This window comes from Clostridium coskatii (assembly GCF_001675205.1).
Lineage (GTDB): Bacteria > Bacillota > Clostridia > Clostridiales > Clostridiaceae > Clostridium_B > Clostridium_B ljungdahlii.
The window spans coordinates 59,131-76,315 of sequence record NZ_LROR01000045.1 but is presented as its reverse complement, the minus strand read 5'-3'; the positions used below and the strand labels follow the sequence as shown (position 1 = coordinate 76,315).

Annotated in this window: 15 protein-coding genes, 1 pseudogene and 1 riboswitch; of the genes and pseudogenes, 11 read left to right on the top strand and 5 right to left on the bottom strand. The window is 30.0% G+C overall.

Features of this window, described 5'->3' with window-relative positions:
* Positions 1-42 precede the first annotated feature (42 nt).
* Entirely contained in the window at positions 43-882 is an 840-nt protein-coding gene (locus CLCOS_RS09645) for a MerR family transcriptional regulator (RefSeq protein ID WP_023162929.1), read from the top strand.
* A 44-nt stretch (positions 883-926) separates the two neighbouring features.
* Here the strand turns inward: CLCOS_RS09645 and rlmD are convergent, their stop codons facing one another.
* Both rlmD and CLCOS_RS09635 read right to left on the bottom strand, forming a co-directional pair.
* Positions 927-2,279 carry a 23S rRNA (uracil(1939)-C(5))-methyltransferase RlmD gene (gene rlmD / locus CLCOS_RS09640; protein WP_063600749.1) on the bottom strand — a complete coding sequence of 451 codons (1,353 nt, stop codon included), beginning with the start codon at positions 2,277-2,279 and terminating at the stop codon, positions 927-929.
* 3 nt (positions 2,280-2,282) lie between these two features.
* The gene (locus CLCOS_RS09635; protein WP_063600750.1) at positions 2,283-2,852 is read right to left on the bottom strand and encodes a hypothetical protein; all 570 of its coding nucleotides are present in this window, start codon (positions 2,850-2,852) and stop codon (positions 2,283-2,285) included.
* Between the two features lie 179 nt (positions 2,853-3,031).
* On the opposite strand from CLCOS_RS09635, the gene CLCOS_RS09630 reads away from it, so the two are divergent.
* The 5 genes from CLCOS_RS09630 (at position 3,032) to CLCOS_RS09610 (ending at position 8,344) form a co-directional block, all read left to right on the top strand.
* Complete coding sequence (locus tag CLCOS_RS09630) at positions 3,032-4,882, top strand: LTA synthase family protein (protein WP_063600751.1); 1,851 nt, start codon at positions 3,032-3,034, stop codon at positions 4,880-4,882.
* A gap of 58 nt (positions 4,883-4,940) precedes the next feature.
* Positions 4,941-5,042, top strand: a riboswitch (TPP riboswitch).
* A 63-nt stretch (positions 5,043-5,105) separates the two neighbouring features.
* A complete protein-coding gene (locus CLCOS_RS09625; protein ID WP_063600752.1) occupies positions 5,106-5,840 on the top strand; it encodes a TatD family hydrolase in 735 nt (244 codons plus the stop codon).
* A 17-nt stretch (positions 5,841-5,857) separates the two neighbouring features.
* On the top strand, positions 5,858-6,610 hold the full coding sequence (locus CLCOS_RS09620; RefSeq protein ID WP_063600753.1) for an ABC transporter permease: 753 nt from the start codon (positions 5,858-5,860) through the stop codon (positions 6,608-6,610).
* A gap of 11 nt (positions 6,611-6,621) precedes the next feature.
* Entirely contained in the window at positions 6,622-7,626 is a 1,005-nt protein-coding gene (locus CLCOS_RS09615; protein WP_063600754.1) for an ABC transporter substrate-binding protein, read from the top strand.
* Positions 7,607-8,344 (top strand): ABC transporter ATP-binding protein, encoded by a 738-nt coding sequence (locus tag CLCOS_RS09610; RefSeq protein WP_063600821.1) that lies wholly within the window; start codon positions 7,607-7,609, stop codon positions 8,342-8,344. Before CLCOS_RS09615 ends, CLCOS_RS09610 begins: the two co-directional genes overlap by 20 nt.
* A gap of 84 nt (positions 8,345-8,428) precedes the next feature.
* Here the strand turns inward: CLCOS_RS09610 and CLCOS_RS09605 are convergent, their stop codons facing one another.
* Positions 8,429-8,917, bottom strand: coding sequence for a DUF6803 family protein (locus CLCOS_RS09605; protein ID WP_063600755.1), 489 nt, complete (start codon positions 8,915-8,917; stop codon positions 8,429-8,431).
* Positions 8,918-9,138: 221 nt separating this feature from the next.
* Between CLCOS_RS09605 and CLCOS_RS09600 the strand changes: the two genes are divergently transcribed.
* Both CLCOS_RS09600 and CLCOS_RS09595 read left to right on the top strand, forming a co-directional pair.
* The gene (locus CLCOS_RS09600; RefSeq protein ID WP_063600756.1) at positions 9,139-9,819 is read left to right on the top strand and encodes a response regulator transcription factor; all 681 of its coding nucleotides are present in this window, start codon (positions 9,139-9,141) and stop codon (positions 9,817-9,819) included.
* Positions 9,820-9,841: 22 nt separating this feature from the next.
* Positions 9,842-10,129: pseudogene (locus CLCOS_RS09595) on the top strand (sensor histidine kinase); the annotation flags it as partial.
* A 325-nt stretch (positions 10,130-10,454) separates the two neighbouring features.
* On the opposite strand, the gene CLCOS_RS09590 reads toward CLCOS_RS09595, so the two are convergent.
* Positions 10,455-12,272, bottom strand: a complete 1,818-nt coding sequence (locus CLCOS_RS09590; RefSeq protein WP_063600758.1) for a serine hydrolase — start codon at positions 12,270-12,272, stop codon at positions 10,455-10,457.
* A gap of 514 nt (positions 12,273-12,786) precedes the next feature.
* Complete coding sequence (locus CLCOS_RS09585; protein ID WP_063600759.1) at positions 12,787-14,112, bottom strand: PLP-dependent aminotransferase family protein; 1,326 nt, start codon at positions 14,110-14,112, stop codon at positions 12,787-12,789.
* Positions 14,113-14,224: 112 nt separating this feature from the next.
* Here CLCOS_RS09585 and CLCOS_RS09580 point away from each other — a divergent pair, with 112 nt between their 5' ends.
* The 3 genes from CLCOS_RS09580 to CLCOS_RS09570 all read left to right on the top strand — a co-directional run bounded on the left by CLCOS_RS09580 (position 14,225) and on the right by CLCOS_RS09570 (position 17,182).
* Entirely contained in the window at positions 14,225-15,406 is a 1,182-nt protein-coding gene (locus CLCOS_RS09580) for an MFS transporter (RefSeq protein ID WP_063600760.1), read from the top strand.
* Positions 15,407-15,452: 46 nt separating this feature from the next.
* Positions 15,453-15,641 carry a hypothetical protein gene (locus CLCOS_RS09575; protein WP_013237552.1) on the top strand — a complete coding sequence of 63 codons (189 nt, stop codon included), beginning with the start codon at positions 15,453-15,455 and terminating at the stop codon, positions 15,639-15,641.
* Between the two features lie 179 nt (positions 15,642-15,820).
* Positions 15,821-17,182, top strand: a complete 1,362-nt coding sequence (locus tag CLCOS_RS09570; protein WP_063600761.1) for a Na+/H+ antiporter NhaC family protein — start codon at positions 15,821-15,823, stop codon at positions 17,180-17,182.
* Positions 17,183-17,185 lie beyond the last annotated feature (3 nt).

Below are 17,185 nucleotides of genomic sequence, written 5' to 3'. Positions count from 1 at the left end.
ATAAAGATTAGATAAATTTGCTTTCAGGGGGAGGTATCGGAATTGAAAGATTTATATACTACGGGTGAAGTATCTAAGCTAATGAGTATACCTATTAAAGCATTACGTCTTTATGATTCAATGGGTATATTAAAACCTTTTCGTATTGATGAAAATACACATTATCGTTACTATGCTTATGATCAGTTTTTTTATATTGATTTGATTCGCTATATGAATAAAGGTTTAAAAGTATCGTTAGAAGAGATTAAATTTATGTTGAATTCTTCTGATGATTATGAAATCCTTCTAGAGTGTTTATCCAAGCATAAAGTATCTGTTGAGAAAAAAATTCAAGAACTGCAATATTCAAGTGAAGTTATTACAGAGGCAATTAATAACCTTAAAAATAGAGATAACAGTGCTATGGATTTGAAAATATATGAGCAATATCTTATGTCACGTCATGTTGCAGTTAAAAATGTCAATGTTTCAATTTATGATATCGATTTATATTGTAGAAGAAATGAAGACTTATTTGAAAGTGCTATTTCAGCCGAAGGAAATACAATGTGCTATATCTACAAGAAAAAAGATTATAAACCTGGGACACATGATTTACTAGTATCACAGATTGGATACTTTACAGATAAACGTCTTAAAAATATAGAATATCTCATTTTACCTGAAGGTCGCTATTTATGTTGTAAATTTAGATATTCTGAGAAACTTTCCTGTCAGGTTATATATGAACTTATTAAATTTGCAAGTAATAATGGAATTAATTTATCTGATACGGCTATACAGATTTTTGAGCGTTTTGACCTAAGGGCAAAAACTAAATATGAGTATGAAATGGAAATACAAGTGCTGGAACTTGGAATTAATTCAGTATCATTTTAGCAAAAAATCAATTGCCATCACTTTTAAAATGATGGCAATTGATTTTACTTGCTTAGTTTAACTACGGTTTCAACGTGGGGAGTGTGAGGAAACATATCCATAAGTTTTACTTTATCTACATTATAACCTGCATCAATTAATACATTTAAATCTTGAACTAAAGTTTTAGGATTACAGGATACGTAAATTATTTCAGGTGCATTAAAATCAATTACATATTTTAATGCTTTAGGATGAACTCCCGGCCTTGGTGGATCAAGTATTATTATGTCTGGTTTATCCTCTAAAGTATTTAAAACATCCTTTACATCTCCAGCTATGAACCTACAGTTTTTTATATTATTTAACTTAGCATTTTCATTGGCAGAAGCAACAGCCTTTTCTATAAGTTCTACTCCTATTACTTTATTTACACTGGAAGATAAAACTTGACCTATAGTTCCCGTACCGCAGTACAAGTCAAAAACTGTTTTTGAGGAAGCATCTCCAAGAAAATCTTTAATCATAGCATATAGTTTTTCCGTACCTCTTGAATTAGTCTGAAAGAAAGATTCAGGAGATATTTTAAACTTCAATCCTAAAATTTCTTCCATAATATAATCTCTACCATATAGTATTTCTACGTTATCTGCTTTTACCATGTCTGATAGATTGTCGTTTACAGTATGAAGTATCCCAACTAAAGTGCCCTTATAGTTGAGACCTTGCAATAATTTATTAAACCCATCTAAATCAAATTGTATTTGAGAAGTTGTCACAATATTTATAAGTATTTCTCCAGTATTTCTGCCTTTTCTCAATACTAAATTTCTTAGATACCCCTCGTGGTTTTTTATTTTATAATATGGTAAATTTTTTTCCCTGAAATAAGTCACAACTTTATCTAAAATAAGTGTAAAATCTGCATCTACCAGGCTGCAATTATCTACATTTACAACGCCAAAAGATCTTCCTTTTATATGCATTCCAAGGGTGAGTTGTCCTCCCCTTTGCTCATCACCAAAGGAAAATTCCATCTTATTCCTATATCCGGTTTTTTCAGGACTTTTTTCTATGCCTAGAAATTCAAAGTCACAAATGGATGCCTTTTCAAATAGATCTAGGACTTGTTTTTCTTTTAGTTCTAATTGCTTGTCATAAGGTATAAACTGAGAGGTACATCCACCGCATAAATTAAAATGAGGACAAAACGGATCTACTGCATAATTTACATTTTCAAGTATTTCTGTAACTTTTGCTTCTAAATAGTGTTTTGTTTTCTTTGTAATTCTAGCTTTTACCTTTTGACCTGGAACAGTATTTTTTATAAGTACGTCCATATCATCTTTTTTTGCTATTCCTATAGCTGGAAATTGTAGTTCTTCTATGAAAAATTCATATTCGCTGCCTTTTTTCAACTTTTAATCTTTCCTTTCTATGGATGTTGTTTTGGCGAACTTTTCACCTAATGTTTTATTTAATTTGGAACTTCTCATTATAATAGGATATAGAATTAGTATTACTACAAATAGTATAATAAATACTCCCTTCATATCCGACACATAGTATCCAAATATAAGTCTTAATAGCAAGTCAAATAAATATAGAGCTGCTATTGAAACTACAGTTGATACAGCTGTGTCTATGAAAGAAATTTTGAAATTCTGCATCAAAGTTCCCTTTTTCTTACTTGACTTATCCTCACTAGGTTCAGTTGTGGCTGAGGCTTCTTCATTAGTGTGTTGTTCTTCAATATGCTCTACTTGTTTATTTTGTTCTTCTAATTCCTTCTTTTTCTGCTCTTCTTCAAATCTTGCTTTTTCTTCCTCAAGCTTTTTTTGTTCTTCTAATTTTTTATTTTTAAGCTCTTCAAGTTTTTTCTCTTCTTCTAAATTTTTATTTTTAAGTTCTTCCAAAAATTGTTTTTTGTCTTCTTCATTTACTGAGAGTTCTTCTATATTATCTTCTATGTTATCTTCTTTTTCTCCCATTAAATATACAACCTCCTAATTCTTTTAACTTCTTCGTAATAAATATATTATGCTACACTATGGCATTTATGTAAATAGGTACGAAAAAATACTTTCATTTTGTTAACATATTGTTTTATAATTATACATATTAGTTTCATTAATTTTAGGATTACAAATGTCCATAGGGGGAAAGTAATATGGATAAAATTAAGTCTTTTTTTACAAATTTTATAGATGTAATTTTTTTTGTAACTGTAGTAATGTTTAAAATATTAGTATATGGAAAACATATGAGTTCATTTAAAAGCTCATTTATTCCAGCATTAGCTTCAGTATTTGTATTGGTATCCATTGCCTGCATTTTTAAAACCAGAGGTCGTGCTAGATTTTTGTATATATGTAATTGCATTATAAGTATATTCATAGTTAGTGACCTAATCTATTATAAATATTTTAAAGATATCATATCTGTATCTGTCTTGATAAGCGGATTTCAATTAAATGCAGTAAAATCTAGCGTGGCTAATTTACTGGACTTTAAAGATTTTTTATATCTTTTTGATATTGTATTTATAATTCCTTTTATAAATAGGTATTTGACAAGCCAAAATAGGAAGCTTTCTACAAAAGTTAGAGTATCAATGTTTTTAGTATTTATTTTAGTAGGTATTTTTATTGATTTCAAAAGCTTTTATGCTTTATCAAAAGAACAACCAAGACTTCTTACAACTATGTATAATAAAGTGTATATAGCAAAAAAATTGGGTACAGTAAATTATCACTGCCTGGATATTTATAATTGTGTTTTTGCTAATATAAATAGACTAACTCCCGTGTCTAAGGACAAGTTTCAGGCTATAGAGTATTTTATAGATAAAAGCAAGTCCAGTCATGAAAATTTAAATGGAATCGGACAAGGTAAAAACTTGATAATGATACAGGTAGAAGCACTTCAAGGATTTGTTATAAATTCTTCTGTAAATGGAAAGGAGATAACCCCGAATTTAAATAGATGGATATCGCGTTCGGAATATTTTGATAATTTTTACTATCAGGTGGCAGCTGGAGGAACTTCTGATGCGGAATTTATGACAAACAATTCACTTTATCCTGCATCAGCAGGTGCAGCTTATTTGCTTTACTCTGGCAATGAATACAATGCAATGCCGAAAAACTTTAAGGATAAAGGTTATTACACTGCAGCTTTACACGGATTTAGGGAAAGTTTTTGGAATAGGAATGTAATGTATAAAAAGTTTGGCTTTGATACTTTTTATGGTGAAAAAAGTTATAAACAAAACGAGTCTATAGGACTTGGTTTAAGTGATAAATCTTTTTTAACTCAATCTCTAGAGAAGTTAAAAAATATGAAAAGCCCATACTATGCTTTTTTAATAACTCTAACAAGTCATTTCCCTTATGATGATGTAAATAAATATGGGGACTTTGATGTAGGAGATTATAAAGGAAGTCTTATTGGAAATTACATGAAGGCAATACATTATACAGATGAACAGCTTGGAATGTTTTTAGATGAACTAGACAAAAATGGTACTTTAAAAAATTCAATAGTTGTACTATATGGAGATCATTATGCAATACCTAAAGATAAACAAGATCAGCTTTTTAACTTTTTGAAGACGAGTTCCAAATCCGATTTAGAGTGGGAAAAGCTTCAAAAGGTTCCTATGTTTATTCATTTCCCTGATGAATCTGTGAAAGGAGTAAACCATGTTTATGGAGGTCAGATGGACATATATCCTACGGTATGCAATTTATTTAAACTTAAGGAAGAAGACATGCTTGGTAAAGACCTCTTTAATCCTGAGAGCGAAAGAGTTACATTTAGAAATGGTTCTTTTATAGATAAAGATTGTTATTATTCTTCACAAGATGATATTTATTATGATGTAAATACGGGAAATAAAATTTCTAAAAGTGATAAACTTGAAAAAGAAGAAGATTACATATTGAATCAGCTTGGTTATTCAGATTATATTTTGAGACATAATTTAATTAAAAAACTAAATTTGGACAAGAACAAATAATATATTTACATTTATTTGGATAAGTGTTAGTATAAAAATGTAATTAATCTAAAATTATTTATAGTGCCAGGGGTGCCATTTGTGCTGAGAAAAGTGAAAACTTTAACCCTTTGAACCTGATTCGGGTAACGCCGACGTAGGAAAGCTACTTTAATATTGGATTCAAAGCACTGTTTTTATAATAGTGCTTTTTATTTTTGTTAAAGTATAGGGAGAGAATAAAATGTTTGTAGATGCGCATAATCATATGGATTTTTATAAAGACAATTTAAGTAATGCAGTTGATAGTATAAATCACAGCAATATCAAAACATTGGGATGTTCTATGGATTTAGAGAGTTATATATTTACAAAAAAATTAAGTAAAGATAATAAAAATATAACTCCATGTTTTGGAATACATCCCTGGGAGGCACATAAAAACTACAAGGATTTAGATAAGTTCGATGATTATGTAAAGGAATGTAAAATTATTGGAGAAATAGGACTTGACTACTATTGGGTTTTGGAGAAAGAAAAATATCCTTATATGAATCTAGTATTTGAATACTTTTTAGGTAAAGCTAAGAATTATGACAAAATAACAAATATTCATACTAAAGGAGCAGAAAAGGAGGTATTGGATTACATAAGAAAATATGATTTAAGAACACCTATAATTCATTGGTATAGTGGAGATTTGAATATACTAAAAAAGCTTTTGGAGTATGGGTGCTATTTTACAATAAGTGTTGATATAGGATATTCTAAACTTACAGATGAGATAGTAAAGATTCTGCCTCTAGACAGAATTTTAACAGAAACTGATGGTCCTAATTCACTTGAATGGGTAAATAAAAAATATGGATATCCATCTGAAGTTATAAATATTGTAAGAAAAATTTCTTTAATAAAGAATCTCCAGTTTGAAGAAGTTAGAGAAAAAATTTATGACAATTTTAATAAATTAAAATTATAGACTGAAGGTGCTTATATATGGAAAAAACAAAAAACATTCAAAGTAAAATATATCCTATAGCTACAATAATAATAGTTGTGATTATATGGCAGTTAACAATAAACTTAGCCCATGTTCCTCAGTATATTATTCCTTCTCCGCTGGATATTTTAAAAACTCTTGTATCAGATTTTCAAAATATAATGGAAAATACGGAAACCACATTGTACGAGTCTTTTATAGGTTTTTTTATATCTATAATATTTTCCTTTATATTAGCTATAATAATGGATAGTTTTGAAATTGTGAGAAAGTCAATATATCCTATTTTACTAATATCTCAAACTATTCCAACTATAGCAATTGCACCTTTGTTTATAATATGGTTTGGATTTGGGGTACTTCCTAAAATAATAGTAGTGGTAATGGTATGCTTTTTCCCGATAGTTGTAAGCCTCGTAGATGGTTTTGAGAAAGTAGACAGGGATTATATAAATTTATTTAGCACTATGAAAGCCTCAAGATTACAGACATTTTATCACTTAAAGCTTCCCTATGCTATGGTGAATTTTTTTTCAGGCTTAAAAATAGCAGCAACTTATATGATAATGTCTGCAATTATAGGTGAATGGCTTGGAGGAGATAATGGCATTGGGGTATACATGGTAAGGGCAAAAAATGCCTATCAATTGGACAAGGTTTTTGCTTCAATTTTAGTCATTGTTATTGTAAGCATTATAATAATTTACATTATAGATTTTATAGGTAAAAAAATAATACATTGGAAATAGAGGGGACGAATATGAAAAAAAATAAAATTATATTTTTGTCGGTAACTATATTTATTATAAGTTTGTTATTTGGGGGATGTGGAACTGGTGAAAAGAAACAGACATCTGCTTCTTTAGATAAAACTACAGTAATACTTGACTGGACTCCGAACACAGATCATACAGGATTATATGTAGCACTAGATAAAGGATATTATAAGGAGGAAGGACTGGATGTGAAGATAGTTCAACCTTCACAAGGCAATGTGACAAATCTTGTAGCTGCAGGCAAAGGAGATTTTGGTGTAAGCTATCAGGAAGATGTAACCTACGCAGTTACAAACAAAGATCCACTTCCTATAAAATCCATTGCCACAATAATACAGCACAACACTTCAGGTTTTGCGTCACCTAAAAGCAAAAATGTAAAAAGCGTAAAAGACTTTGAAGGAAAAGTTTATGGAGGATGGGGTTCCCCTTCAGAAGAAGCTGTAATCAAAGCTGTTATGGAGAAAAATGGAGCAGATTTTAGTAAACTTAAAATTGTGAATATGGGAACTGATGATTTCTTTGCATCTACGAAGAAAAATGTTGATTTTGCATGGATCTACCAGGGATGGACTGGAGTTGAAGCAAAACTAAAAGGTGTGGACTTAAATTTTATACCTGTCAAAGATTTAGATCCTGCACTTGATTACTACACTCCTATTTTAATAACTAGTAATAAAAATATTAGTCAAAATCCAGATAAAGTTCGAAAATTTTTAAAGGCTACAGCAAAGGGATATGAATATGCTATAAAAAATCCTGATGAAAGTGCAAAAATACTTGTCAAACATGCACCAGAAATAGATAAGAAATTGGCTGTAGAAAGTCAGAAATATATGGCAAAACAGTACATATCAGATGCACCTAGATGGGGTGTAATGAAATCTGATGTATGGAGTAGATATGCTAAATTTTTGCAAAGTAAAGGGTTAATTAAAAAGGAGCTAAAAACAAGCGATGCTTTCACAAATGAATTTTTACCAAAATAAGCAGGATGATTCCATTATAAAAGTTAAAAATGTGAGTAGAAGTTTTGAGGAAAATATTATACTAAAAGATATATCCATTAACTTAAAAAAGGGAGAATTCGTTTCTATTTTAGGACCAAGTGGATGCGGAAAGAGTACTTTGTTTAATATAATAACTGGTATTATTAAAGAAGATAGTGGAGAGGTTTCAGTAAAAGGGGATCTAGGGTATATGCAGCAGAAGGATTTGCTTTTGCCCTGGAAAACTGTAATGGAAAATGTAGTGCTTCCACTTGATATAAGAGGTAGAAATAAAAGAGAATCGAGAGAAAGGGCAGTTAAGTATATTGAAATAGTTGGTCTTAAGGGCTATGAAAAGAAATATCCTTATGAACTTTCAGGTGGTATGAGACAGAGGGCAAGTTTTTTAAGAACTTTTCTGTCTTCTGAGGAAATAATGTTACTTGATGAACCCTTTGGTGCACTGGATTCCATAACTAGAGGTAAAATGCAAAGATGGATTCTTGATATGAAGCAAGAATTGAAAAGAAGCATACTCTTTGTAACTCATGACATAGAAGAAGCCATTTTGCTCTCTGATAGGATATATGTACTGTCATCTAAACCTGGAATGATTAAAAAAGAAATTAATGTAGATTTTGAAAGCAAGAACAAGAAAAACAGAATATTTTCTAAAAAACTTTTGGAAATGAAAGCAGATATTTTAAAATTGCTTTAAAAAGAATAATAGTAAAAATAGACTTATACAGAGTATAAGTCTATTTTTAATTAAAAAGTTGAACTGTGTTCTTTAAACTATAAGCTACATATTGTGCATGGTTGGCATACTGTTTATAATTTCAGGATTTACCATGCCAAAAATCATTGCCACATGGGCTACTATAAGAAATCCCCCTACAAGAATAAAATGAATCTTCATTTTTGACTCTGGAGTTTTATTCTTAAATATTATATTAAGTTCCATCAATGCTATAGGTAAAAGAAATACAACGCCGCTTAAATAAAAACCAACTGCTACCACATCAACCCATGTATGCCATCCTCCAGTATTAGTTAAAGGTATTACGGCATTAAATAATAGGTAGATAAATATACCGGTAAAGTAAAACCCATCGAAAATACCAACGATTTTATTTAAAGTTTTAATGCCACCATTTTCTATCCTATTGAAAATTATAAAGAATTCTGTAATGGTGAGAGTTTCAGCACATATTACAGGTATAGCCATAAAAATTATTAAGTTCCAAGGTTGATTGGCTGCAAGTAGTGACATATAATGAGTCATATCCATAATTAAGTACCTCCTAAAAGTTTTATTGATAAATTATAATCACATCTTCCTGTACAATATATCAAGAAAATATGTAGATATTTAAATCATCTTTATAAGTTCAACATAATTTTTTGATAGCATAGAATAAGACATATAGTAACAACAAAATCTAACAAATATAAGTGTATAAGTATTAGAACATGTTTAAAACTCTGTTTCAATAATATTGGAGGTATGTTATGAATTCTATTTTAGTTATTGAGGATGAAATAAAAGTATCAGATGTTATAAAAGCTTATCTTGAAAGAGAAGGATATAAGGTTTATTGTGCTACCATGGGTCTTGAAGGAATAAAATTATTCAATAAAATTGAATTTAAATTAGTAATACTTGACCTAATGCTTCCAGATATTGATGGCGAGGAGGTATGCAGTACAATTAGAAGAATATCTAATGTACATATATTTATGCTGACAGCTAAGGCAACTTTATCAGATAAATTACAAGGCTTAAATATGGGAGCAGATGAATACTTAACTAAACCCTGCAGTCCAAGGGAACTTACAGCTAGAGTAAATGCACTATTTAGAAGACTATCTTCTGCTGAAGAACCTGAAATTATTTCTAGAGATGGATTATTAGTAATAAACCATGACAAAAGATGTGTAAAGCTAAAGGGAGAAGAAATACCTATGACACCTAATGAGTTTAATATTTTATACGTCGTTGCTAAAAATAGAGGCAGGGTTTTAAGCCGTGATCAGTTGATTGAGCAGGTATTTGGTATTGATTTTGAAGGTTCGGATAGAACTATAGATGTGCATATAAAAAATATTAGAAAAAAAATAGAAAGGGATACGCGATTTCCAAAGTATATTATAACTGTAATAAAATTAGGTTACAAATTTGGTGGTGAATAGAAATGCAAAGTATAAGAAAAAGGTTAAGTTTACTTTGCCTGGAGGCAAGATATATGTTAATTTAAGCTTTGACAGACAACATGTAATTGTAAGTATAAAAGACAGTGGAATAGGTATAAAAAAAGAAGATTTGCCACTTATTTTTGAGAGACTTTATAGAGGAGATAAAAGTAGAAATGAAGTTGAGGGCAGCGGTATAGGACTAACTATTGTGAAAAACATATTGATTCTCCATTCTGCAAGTATTGATGTAAAAAGTGAAGAAGGCAAGGGTACCTGCTTTATTTTAAATTTTAATAGAGTAAAATAAATTACAGGGATTTTAAGCTGCGACTTTACAATTTATGTAATGCTTTAGTTAGAAAAAGCCTACATAGTGATTCTAATTGAAAATTTACCTTATACATAAAATATACTAACAAAATTGAAATTACATTTAAAAACTTTTATAAATAAGTCTTAGCTTGGTATTTTAGAAAACCTTAGGTACTTAGATGTGTTTGAGGTACGAGTTTATCTAAGTACCTTTAGGTTTTCAAAATACCAAGCTTTAGACTTATTAAAAGTTTTTAGTGTAATGAAATTTGTTAGTATATGGCTGTTATAAGTAAACTTTCCACTTAGAAACTCTATATTTATTTGGATTTATCTATTTGGATATCTTCACCTAACTGATATAAATCTAATCCCGTAGTCTGGTCTTTAACATTTACATTAAATTTAATTTCTACATTGGATACTCTGAGAAAAAATTTATTCTGTGATTCTGGAAAGAGTTGGTATTTTGCTTTACTGCCATCCTGTTCATAATAAAGATGACTTCCATTACTTGTTATAGATATATTTAGCCCTCCTGGAATAGCATAGTTTCCGGCATATTTATCTAAAGTTTTACTGTCCACTTTTACTACTTGTTTTGCACTTGGAAGCTCATAACTTCCACCCATACAGATATTTGATAAAGCATCATTGAGGGAATTTACATTATAATATCCTACATTTGTAAGCATGATTATGGTTAAATCTTTATCTGGATACCTTGCTATATTTCCTGTAAAACCTAGAACATTTCCACCGTGATATATTTCTCTTCCGTATTTGCCGTCAGTTAACATCCATCCATAGCCGTAATAAGGACCATTTTTACTCATTTGCACATAATTTGTAAATATCTTTTTTAAAGTGGATTGTTTTACTAATTTTTCAGTATATAATGCTCTGTCCCATTTGTATAAATCTTCTGTAGTTGAGTATAGAGCTCCTGCACCATAAGCACCATTTAAAGTTATTTCGTCACTTATAGGATACTGATCTAAATAACCACTGTAGCCTGTAGATGTATACATTTTATCAGCACCATTATAACCTAGTCCTGTGCTTTTCATATTAAGAGGATCAAATATATTTTTTTGAAGGTAATCAATGTAACTCATTCCACTTACCTTTGTAACTATATATCCAAGTAAAATGTATCCGGAGTTGGTATAGTCAAAATCAGTTCCTGGGGTGAACTCTAAAGGTTTATTTTTAAATAGATTGATTACATTATTTATATCTTTAAAAGAATCAAGCTTCATAGACCAAAACTCAGGAAAGTTAGTACAATTTTGAATTCCTGAAGTATGGGTAAGAAGATTTTTTATTGTTATAGTGTCACCTTTCGGAAAGTCAGGTACATATTTAGATAGGGGATCATTTTCATTGATTAATCCCTTTTCAACTAGCTGCATTATTGCCATTGCTGTAAATTGCTTTGTCATGGAGCCAATTGGAAATTCAGTTTGTGGTGTATTTTTGATGTTTTGTTCTGCATCTGCTTTACCATAACCTTTATCAATAAGTATATTTCCATCTTGAGCTACAAGTACACTTCCGTGGAAGTTATCTGCACTTTGGAGTAAGCTTAAATAGTTGTCTAATTTTTGTGAAGTATTTAAATATCTGGTGGAATTTACTACACTTTGAAAATATTCTTCTGTATTTTTTGCAGGAGTAAGTATTTTAGCTGTTTTTGCGCTGCTATCCCAATCTATTGTCTTACCAAGGAATTGGCTAAAAAACTCCAGTGGCACGAAAACAGTAGCTCCTTTAATAATAGGTGCTGTGGATAAACTAAAAACCTCATTATTTATTATTACCTTTTTATTATTATTTTCAAGTTTTATAGTGAAATCAGAAGTGGTAAGTGCAGCAGAACCATCTTTTATTTGGATATTTGAATTATTGCCAAGCTTTTGAATTACTGCGTTAAGAGGTACCATAACTATTGAATTTGAATCTTGATAAGGCTGTCCATCTTTTGAAGAAACATTGGTTCCATCCATACTTACAGTAATTACATCTGAAGTTGATTTAGTAGTTATTGCAGGGCTTGCATTTACACTTACAATGGCTGCATTTGAAAATACGAGAAAAGTTGATATTAAAATACAAGAAAATACTTTTTTTATCATTGAATAATCATCCCCTCTATAGTTTATCTAATAATATAGGTGCCAATGTAATAAGAACTATTTTAGCATATTACTTAAATTTCTCAGTTTAAGCTTTGAGAGGACAATTGACAATTGACAGAGGACAGTGAAGGAGTATTTTTCTCCGCTGCACTACGAAAAATCTTTAATTTAAAAGAAACTCACGTTTTTTTGTTTCTAAGAAGTACTTTTTGAGCAAGCAATTATCTGAGAATCATAGATTTTAGAGCCTGCTTAAGCGATGTTTTGCATTAGCAAAACAAGCTTAAAAATAAGTTAGTTTTCTGACGTAAGGAGGAAAACTTACCTTCATTGTCCTCTGTCCTCTGTCAATTGTCCTCTTGAAAAAGTTATGTCGCAATTTTTTTATATTAAGTCAAAATTTCGTATGTGCAAAAGTTGAGTATATTATTATGAATATAATGATATCACAAAAAATGGAAAATTCAACAATAATTTATGAAATTTAAGATTTAATTAAGGTAACGTAAATTTATCTAATTATAGTGCAAATTTTGCTTATACCTTTTTCAATTTCAATGGTATTAGTTCTACTAACACTCAGTCTTACTAATTTTTTTTGTATATTAGTATTTAAATAAAATATATTTGGATCAATGAGAAGAATGTTTTTTGACTTTAAACCATTAATTATATAGTCTATATGTGTACTGTTAACCACCTCAAAACTGGCAAAAAAACCTGAAGGTGGAACGTGCCAAATTATATTAGAGTTGTAACAAGTTTTTACACATTTATTAAGACAGACCATTCTTTTAGAATATACCTCCCTAAGCTTTTTTGCATGTATGTCGAACATACCACTTTTTATATAAATTTCTAAGGCTCCCTGTGAAAGTACAGATGTGCTTAAATCATTCCATTTTTTATATTTCCCAAAAGTTTTTAGTATCTCTTTTGGAAGTACAATTGCAGAAATTCTCAATCCAGGCAATAATACTTTAGAATAGGTTTTTACATATATAACTTTTGAGTAAGAATCTAAAGCATATATTGGGTCAGACCTTTTTTCAATATCCAAGTCAGCTAAATAGTCATCTTCAACTATATATACATTATATTTGTGGCAAAGTTTTAATATTTGTTTTTTTTCACTATTTGAATATGAAAATCCTGTAGGATTGTGAAAACGCGGGATAATATAAAAAAATTTTATATCTTTGTGTTTAAATATATTTTCAAGTTCATAAAGATTTATTCCTTTTGAAGTCCTATTTATACCTATAATATTTACATTATTAAGTTTTAAAGATTCTATAACTCCGTAATAGGTTGGTTCCTCAATAAGCACATTTTTCTTACCATTTGGAAAATCCATCATAGTGAGTATATTTATAGCTTGTTGAGAGCCTGCTGTTATAAATATATACTGCTTGTCAGTAAAAATTTGATAATTTTGAAGCTGTTTTTGTATGGTACAAATTAAGTTTTCAACTCCCTGCGTACTAGGAGGAGAGATAAGATTTTTTTTATATAAATTCAATGCTTGATTTAAACAATCCTGAAATTCTTTATAAGGCAAAATACGTTCATCTGGAGCAGATGTTGAAAAATCTATACTTTTATTATCAAAATTATTATTCATATTTAGATTATTTTCAATAAGGTAGTATCCACTTTTAGGTACAGAGTATATTATGTGATCTTTTATCAATAAGTCATATGCTTTGGCAGCGGTTATTTTGCTGCACTCAAATTTTTTACATATGTTTCTTATAGAAGGCAATTTTTTACCCGGTTTAATATATCCTTTAAATATTTGTTCTTTTATATATGTGTAAATAACGTCATACTTCATAAAACTACCTACTTCCTATGAATCTGTACTAGGCCACATTAGTATTTTTTGCATTGTATAGAAAATATATATTTCATATACTTTAATTATACTATATAAGGAGATATAAAATATGAAGCATTTAATTTGTAAAAATGAAGAACAAGTAAGCTTAAAATATGATATATTAATTGTAATTTTAGGAATTGGAGGGTTTATTTCTGCTGCTGATAATTGGTTTGTATCGCCGATACTTCCGGCCATAGCTTCAGAATTTAATACATCAATCCCCAGGACTGGTATTATATTGACATTATATATGATACCTTATGGAATAATGCAGCCTGTTTATGGATATTTTAGTGATTGTTACAGTAAGGTTAGAATACTTAAATTGATTATATGTGGATTTGCTTTAGGAACTTGTGGGTGTGCATTTGCTAGATCTTTATTTGTGCTGAGTGTATGGAGGACAGTAACAGGATTTTTTGCTGCAGGTATTATAGCTGTATCTTTGGCTTTGATTGGAGATACTGTTCCAGTTTCAAAGCGATCAAAATATGTTGGAAAATTTATGGGAATTGTTTTTTTAGGACAAGGTTTTAGCGCTGGATTAGGTGGAACATTAGCCAGATACGTCAGCTGGCGTGTATTATTTATTTTTTTTGTGGCAGCTGCAATATGCACGGTATTTCTTTTGCTTACCATACCTAAAGGTAATATTGTTCCTGTAAATAAGAAGTTTTTTACTGAAGTTAAACGTGTTACTTTAACACCAAGTGGGAAAATAATTTTTCCTATGGCATTTATAGCCGGTTTTTTATTTTTGGGTTTGTATAGTTATTTAGGTGCCTATTTTCACTATGCCTTAAAGTTAAATTATATGGAATGTGGAATAATTGTAATGTTTTATGGATTTGCTTGTCTCGGTGCAGGTTCTATCATGGGAAAGTTAAATGTAAAAATAGGATATAAAAATGTGATCATATTAGGTGAAATATTTGCACTAATGACGGCTTTATTTTTAATAAATTTTCACTGCTGGGAAATGGGTTTGGTTGCCACTATCAGTTTGGGCATAGGATACATTTTCGTTCAATCTACATTGGCTACTATGGCTTTTGATGTGGCATCTGATTCTAAAGGATTACCTTCAGGATTAATTGGATTTGGTTTATTTTGTGGTGGTGGATTGGGCAGTGCTTTTAGTGGTTTTATCATTGCTAAAATAGACTATCAGTTATTATGGATAATATTTTTTATTTTTATTTCAATCTTTATTTTTGTAACATATAAACAAATTAATAATGAATAAAACTTTTTTATGTAACAAAAACTATTGGTAGAAAGGAGAGATAAGGATGAAGTTAACAGTTGAAGATATGATAAAGCAAAAACTTCTTGATGAGCAGGAGAGCGTTAGAGATTACCAGGAGTATTCTGGTAAAATAGAGAATAAAGAAATAAATCAGGTGTTTAAAAAATTTGCAGAAGAATCTGCCCTGCAAGCACGGGAACTAGAAAGACTACTTAATAAATTTGAAAGATAACTATATAGAATTATCTCATAGAAGGTTATTATGACCTTCTATTTTTTATAAAAGTTACTAGACTTTTTTAACAAAGATAATATAATATAAAATGTGGGAGTTTTTTAAATATTTGCTCAACTTCACAGTTTAAAAACTTTGCAAGTTAAGATAATTATTAATTGTTTTGGAGGCGTATTATGTGCAATAAGAACATCCAGGAAAGACATAGGTACATCGTTTTAATTTTTACATTTATGGCCATACTCAGCTCTATAGTTTTTAAGGCATCATTATTTTACGCATTTACTATAAGCATAATTTTTTCAACCTGTGTTTTTGTAAAAAGTGGGTTTAGTGTTACGGAGCTATTAGTTATGGTAAAGAATAGCCTTCTTGACTGTAGACAATTGCTTACTTTAATTTTATTGATAGGGGCTTTAATCCCTGTATGGTTTTCATCTGGAGTTATACCTACAATAATGTACTATGGCTTCAAATATATGCAGCACATGAATATTTTATTTACGATTTTTATACTTACGTCTGCTGTAGCAGTGTTTATAGGGTCTGCTTTTGCAACTATAAGTACTATTGGAATTGCAAGCTTAGGGTTGGCAAAGGCTTTTGGAATTCCAGATTATATTATTTTAGGAGTAATTGTTTCAGGTGCATTTTTAGCAGATAAAATGTCTCCAATTTCAGGACTTGTAAATCTTACATTAACCACTGTAAAAACATCCTATAAAAATATGTTGTCATCTATGGTTAAGATATTATTTCCTGCATATTTGATAGCTGGTTCTGTATATTTTTACATTGGACAAAGGTATAGTTTGGGTTCTAATTCTTCAAATATAAATAGATATACTACCGCCATTAAAAAGAGTTTTGTAATTTCACCACTTTCTTTACTAATACCTGCAGTAATTTTTATAGTGTCTTTTTTAGGTGTAAAAATAGTTAACTCACTTTCACTTGGATTAGTGGCCAGTGTGATTTTATCTATGACAGTACAAAAGACTAGCATTTGGGGTGTTGTCATGGAAATAACTACGGGTTATGTGGGAAATACGAAATATGAGTATTTGAATAAGGTATTAACTGGTGGTGGAATAACTTCTATGGTTGAGGTTTTACTTATAATGGCAGGAGCTATTTCGTTAAATAGTATTTTTCAAGGAACAGGACTTATAAAACCTATAGTGGATAAAGTAATTTCAACTATAAAATCAAAGGAAGAATTGGTTATAAAGACTTGTGCTATAAGCGGAATGTCCACAATAGCTTGTGATCAAACTGTTGGCATAATATTACCAGGACAACTTTTGAGACACAAGTACGAGGAATTAGGTGTGGAAAATAGGATATTAGCTAGAACAATATCTGATACTGGAACTGTTATTGCTCCATTAGTTCCATGGAATGTAAATTCCTTATTAATTTTAGCAGTCACAGGTATTTCTACCATTAAGTATGCACCCTATGCCTTGTTGTGTTACATTTTGCCAATTGTCACTATACTTGTAACATGTATCTGCAAAGTCAAAAAAGCAGGATAACAT

Excerpts from the sequence above, each read along its gene's own strand:
- CLCOS_RS09635 (WP_063600750.1), bottom strand. The coding sequence starts at position 2,852 with ATGGGAGAAAAAGAAGATAACATAGAAGATAATATAGAAGAACTCTCA.
- CLCOS_RS09630 (WP_063600751.1), top strand. The coding sequence starts at position 3,032 with ATGGATAAAATTAAGTCTTTTTTTACAAATTTTATAGATGTAATTTTT.
- CLCOS_RS09625 (WP_063600752.1), top strand. The coding sequence starts at position 5,106 with ATGTTTGTAGATGCGCATAATCATATGGATTTTTATAAAGACAATTTA.
- CLCOS_RS09620 (WP_063600753.1), top strand. The coding sequence starts at position 5,858 with ATGGAAAAAACAAAAAACATTCAAAGTAAAATATATCCTATAGCTACA.
- CLCOS_RS09615 (WP_063600754.1), top strand. The coding sequence starts at position 6,622 with ATGAAAAAAAATAAAATTATATTTTTGTCGGTAACTATATTTATTATA.
- CLCOS_RS09610 (WP_063600821.1), top strand. The coding sequence starts at position 7,607 with ATGAATTTTTACCAAAATAAGCAGGATGATTCCATTATAAAAGTTAAA.
- CLCOS_RS09605 (WP_063600755.1), bottom strand. The coding sequence starts at position 8,917 with ATGGATATGACTCATTATATGTCACTACTTGCAGCCAATCAACCTTGG.
- CLCOS_RS09600 (WP_063600756.1), top strand. The coding sequence starts at position 9,139 with ATGAATTCTATTTTAGTTATTGAGGATGAAATAAAAGTATCAGATGTT.
- CLCOS_RS09590 (WP_063600758.1), bottom strand. The coding sequence starts at position 12,272 with ATGATAAAAAAAGTATTTTCTTGTATTTTAATATCAACTTTTCTCGTA.
- CLCOS_RS09585 (WP_063600759.1), bottom strand. The coding sequence starts at position 14,112 with ATGAAGTATGACGTTATTTACACATATATAAAAGAACAAATATTTAAA.
- CLCOS_RS09580 (WP_063600760.1), top strand. The coding sequence starts at position 14,225 with ATGAAGCATTTAATTTGTAAAAATGAAGAACAAGTAAGCTTAAAATAT.
- CLCOS_RS09575 (WP_013237552.1), top strand. The coding sequence starts at position 15,453 with ATGAAGTTAACAGTTGAAGATATGATAAAGCAAAAACTTCTTGATGAG.
- CLCOS_RS09570 (WP_063600761.1), top strand. The coding sequence starts at position 15,821 with ATGTGCAATAAGAACATCCAGGAAAGACATAGGTACATCGTTTTAATT.